We start from the raw sequence: 4380 nt of genomic DNA, 5'->3' as shown, positions 1-4380 counted from the left end.
GCCGGCATCGGCATCCGCCTTCGACCTCGCTCGAGCCGCCGGTCGCACCGAGGCTGCGGGACCCGGGCGGATCCGGGGACTGCTGTCGCGGGTGCGAGGTGTCGGAGCCGCCGGCGTCGTCGGCGGGGCGGCCGTCGGCGTGCTCGGAGTGGTGGCCATGGGAGCGGTGACGAGCGCGGTCGCCGGTCCTCTGCTCGAACAGGCTGCGGGTCTCGGCGTGGATTTCGATGCACTCGCGCAGGGCGTCGACCTCGAGGCGATCGCCGGCGGTCTCGGAGCAGAGGAACTGGTCTCCGGCGCGGCGGAGGGAGTCTCGGGCGCGGTCGACGGGGTGTCAGGCGCAGCCGAGGGTGTGCTCGGATCGGCAGGAGAGGCCGTGTCCGGATTCGGCGACACCGCGGGCGAGTGGGGCCAGAAGCTGGGCGACCTCGGGATCCCCGGGATCGGAGATCTCTTCGGACGCTGAGTCCCGATCTCACAGGTGGGTGCCCCCGCTGGGACTCGAACCCAGACTGAAGCGATTTTAAGTCGCCTGCCTCTGCCATTGGGCTACGGGGGCGCGCGGCCGATGCCCTGGCTCAGCGTACACGGAGCGAGAGACCGCATGTCCTCCGCAGCGTCGACGATCACGGCCCGTGCGACCCGGTCCCGAAAAGGATGACCCTCGGTCCACCGACGCCGTAGGGTGGGGGAGTGCTCGACCTCACCGCTGATCTGAGCCCTGACCGGGGACCCTCGTCCGTCGCTCCGGAGTGGCAGGATCCCTCCCGATACTGGCCACGCCTGTCCGCGGCGACCGGTCATCTGCCTGCCCCTGTGGCGGTCATCGATCGAGATGCCCTGCAGCACAATGCGATGGATCTCCTCGTCCGCGCGGGCGGGCTGCCGATCCGCGTCGCGTCGAAGTCGGTCCGCGTGCGGGCGGTGCTCGACGCCGTGCTCGCACTGCCGGGGTATCGCGGCATCCTGGCGTTCACACTCGCGGAGGCGCTCTGGCTGGCCGAGACCCACGACGACATCGTGATCGGGTACCCGACAGTCGATCGCGCGGCTCTGGCAGAGCTGTTCTCCTCAGAGGAAGCGGCGAGACGCATCACGCTCATGGTCGACGATCCTGTGCACCTCGACATCATCGACAGCGTCGCGCCGGCGGGCAGCCGACCGGACATCAGGGTGGCGATCGATGCCGACGCCTCGTGGCGCTCGTCCACGCTCGGGCACATCGGGGTGCGACGGTCGGCGTTGTTCAGTGCCGGTGAGGTCGCCGCCTTCGCCCGACAGATCGTCCGGCGCCCCGGTTTCACTCTCGTCGGCCTGCAGATGTACGAAGCACAGATCGCCGGGCAGGGCGATGACGCCGGTCCGGATGCGCCGCTGATCCGGTTCGTGCAGTCACGCTCCCGCGCCGAACTCCGCGAGCGTCGGGCGGCGATCGTGGCGGCACTCTCGGATGTCGCGCCGCTGGAGTTCCTCAACGGCGGAGGAACCGGATCGCTCGAGTTCACAGGCAGCGACGAGTCGCTCACGGAAGCGAGTGCGGGCAGCGGACTCCTCGGGGGGCACCTGTTCGACGGGTACCGTTCGTTCCGTCCGGCGCCGGCCTCGGCGTTCGCGTTCGATGTCGTCCGTCGGCCTGCCGTCGACATCGCCACGGTCCTCGGTGGCGGGTGGATCGCCTCGGGCCCGGCCCTGGCGTCGCGGCAACCGCTGCCGGTCTGGCCGCAGGGCTTGCGGACCCTGGCCCGCGAGGCCGCCGGCGAGGTGCAGACGCCGCTGCAGGGGCGGGAAGCATCGGGGCTCGGCATCGGGGATCGCGTCTGGTTCCGTCACTCGAAGAGCGGCGAGCCTGCGGAGCGCATCGATCGGTACCACCTGGTGTCCGGCGACGAGGTCGTCGACGAACTGCCGACATACCGCGGCGAGGGGAAGGCGTTCCTGTGACGAGGATCGGCGGCACGTGGCAGAACTGGGGACGCTCCGCACAGGTCCGGCCGCTCCGTGTCGAACGCCCGCGCAGCCCGGAAGGTGTGCAGCGAGCGGTCACGGCAGCTCTCGCGCACGGGCTCAGCATCAAGGCGGTGGGCGCGGGACACAGCTTCACGGGCATCGCGATCGCACCCGGGGTGCTGCTCGAGCTCGACGACATGCAGGGACTCGTCGCGGCCGATCAGCAGAGCGGGCGGGTCACGCTGCTGGCCGGAACCCGGCTCCACCGCATCCCGGCGCTGCTCGCTCCCTACGGGCTCGCGATGGAGAACCTCGGAGACATCGATCGGCAGTCGATCGCCGGGGCCGTATCGACCGGAACCCACGGCACCGGATCCGGTTTCGGTGGTCTTGCGACCCAGGTGGTGGGCGTCACCCTGGTCACGGCATCCGGCGACTTCCTCCGCGTGGACGAGAACAACAGCCCCGAGCTGCTCCCGGCCGTCTCGCTGGGACTCGGCGCGCTCGGGATCATCGTCGAGATCACACTGCAGTGCGTGCCCGCGTACGCGCTCAGCGCCGTCGACGAACCCGCTCCGCTCGCCGACGTGCTGGCCACCCTGGACGATCGTGTCGCGTCTTCCGATCACTTCGAGTTCTACTGGTTCCCGCACACCGAGGTCGCCCTGACGAAGCGGCAGACCCGCATGCCGGAGTCCACCAGGCGGCAGCCGCTGCCCGTCGTCGGCCGATGGATCGATGAGACTCTGCTCTCGAACGGCGTCTACCGCGTGGTCTGCGCCGGAGCGCAGCTCGTGCCTGCGATCACGCCTCCGTTCAACAGGCTCGCCGTGACGCTCACGGGCGACCGTCAGTATGTCGATCGGTCCCACCGGGTTCTCACGCAGAGCCGCACCGTGCGCTTCCGAGAGATGGAGTACGCGCTGCCCGCGGAGAACGTGATCCCGGCGTTCCGCGCCGTGAAGGAGCTGATCGAGCAGCGGGGATGGCGCATCGAGTTCCCGATCGAGGTGCGCTTCGCGGCGGAAGACGACCGATGGCTGTCGACGGCGCACGGCAGAGCGACGGGCTACATCGCGGTCCATCGCTATTGGCGGGCCGATCCCACGGCCTACTTCGAAGCGGTCGAGCAGATCATGCTCGAGCACGCAGGCAGGCCGCACTGGGGCAAACTCCACACGCTCGACGCGGCGCAGCTGCGTGATCGGTATCCGCGGTTCGACGACTTCGTCGCGCTGCGCGACAGACTCGACCCCGAGAGACGATTCGCGAACCGGTATCTCGATCGAGTGCTGGGGGAGTGACGCACCCCCGTCCGCACGCGGCGCGCACCCAGTCGGCGTGCAGACTGCGCGGATAAGATGAGAGAAACACGAGGAAGGGTGGGCCTCTGATGGAATGGCTCGTGCCAGTACTGATCGTCGTCGGTGTGATTCTGCTCGTCGGAATCTACCTCTGGGCGACGTACAACTCGCTGGTGCAGCTGAAGGTCCGTGTCGATGAGGCATGGAGCGGCATCACGGTGCAGCTCAAGCGCAGAGCTGATCTGATCCCCAATCTGATCGAGACGGTCAAGGGGTATGCGTCGCATGAGAAGGCGGTGTTCGAGAACGTCACGCGTGCTCGAGCCGAGACCCTCTCCGCCGGCGGTCCCGGTGAGGCCGGAATCGCAGAAGGCCACCTCCAGCAGGCACTCCGCAGTCTCTTCGCGGTCGCCGAGGCGTATCCGCAGCTGCAGGCGAGCCAGAACTTCCTTCAGGTGCAGCAGGCCCTCGTCGACACCGAGGACAAGATCCAGGCTGCGCGCCGCTTCTACAACGGCGGGGTGCGTGAGCTGAACACCAAGATCAAGGTCTTCCCGAACAACCTCTTCGCGAAGGGACTCGGTTTCACCGAGCGGGAGTTCTTCGAGGTCGCCGACAGCGGTGCGATCTCCGAACCGCCTCGCGTGCAGTTCTGATTCCGACGCCGAAGGCCCGATGCGCATCGCATCGGGCCTTCGGCGTTTCCGGGTTGCGGCGTGGAGGCGCACGTCACCAGATGTCGAGGTCGACCTGTGCGCCCGAGATGATGACGTCGCCCCGGACTGACCACGACTCGGTGCGGTAGGTCTCCGTCTTCGCCGCCCCGTCCTGTCCCGTACCGGTGACCGTCGCGACGAGCACGCCGCCCCGGGCGACGAAGTCGCCGTCGGCCAGCTCGAGGAGCGGCATCCGCTCGATGCGGAAGCGGGTCTCGTCGACGGCCGCGAACTCCGTTCCCCAGGGGATCCGGATGCCGCATCCTTCGGGTACGGCGCCGCCGACGACCACCTCGCCGGCGCACTCCTCGAGCTGCGCCTCGAGAGTCTGCTGGGCGAGCTCCTGCGGGTCGGCAGACGGCGTCGGTCCAGCGGAAGCGCTGGGGGACTCGACGGGCGAGGGCGGGCCGCTC

General features: G+C 69.0%; 4 protein-coding genes, 1 tRNA gene and 1 pseudogene. 4 read left to right on the top strand and 2 right to left on the bottom strand.

Annotated elements, in window-relative coordinates; translation table 11 throughout:
- Positions 1-466, top strand: a pseudogene (locus RTM68_RS17205) (hypothetical protein); the annotation flags it as partial.
- Between the two features lie 20 nt (positions 467-486).
- Here RTM68_RS17205 and RTM68_RS17200 read toward each other — a convergent pair.
- Positions 487-559, bottom strand: a tRNA-Leu gene (locus tag RTM68_RS17200).
- Positions 560-693: 134 nt separating this feature from the next.
- Between RTM68_RS17200 and RTM68_RS17195 the strand changes: the two genes are divergently transcribed.
- From RTM68_RS17195 to RTM68_RS17185, 3 genes are all read left to right on the top strand, one after another.
- Positions 694-1941 (top strand): alanine racemase, encoded by a 1248-nt coding sequence (locus RTM68_RS17195; protein ID WP_312173299.1) that lies wholly within the window; start codon positions 694-696, stop codon positions 1939-1941.
- Positions 1938-3251 carry a D-arabinono-1,4-lactone oxidase gene (locus tag RTM68_RS17190; RefSeq protein ID WP_312173296.1) on the top strand — a complete coding sequence of 438 codons (1314 nt, stop codon included), beginning with the start codon at positions 1938-1940 and terminating at the stop codon, positions 3249-3251. The genes RTM68_RS17195 and RTM68_RS17190 overlap by 4 nt, the downstream gene beginning before the upstream one ends.
- Before the next feature lie 89 nt (positions 3252-3340).
- A complete protein-coding gene (locus tag RTM68_RS17185) occupies positions 3341-3907 on the top strand; it encodes a LemA family protein (protein WP_194764808.1) in 567 nt (188 codons plus the stop codon).
- A 73-nt stretch (positions 3908-3980) separates the two neighbouring features.
- Here the strand turns inward: RTM68_RS17185 and RTM68_RS17180 are convergent.
- Positions 3981-4380, bottom strand: a 400-nt coding sequence (locus RTM68_RS17180) for a hypothetical protein (RefSeq protein ID WP_312173293.1), incomplete at its 5' end; no start/stop codon positions are given.

The sequence above is a fragment of the Microbacterium sp. genome, assembly GCF_031988965.1.
Taxonomy (GTDB): domain Bacteria; phylum Actinomycetota; class Actinomycetes; order Actinomycetales; family Microbacteriaceae; genus Microbacterium.
This window is presented reverse-complemented; position numbering and strand designations above follow the sequence as displayed.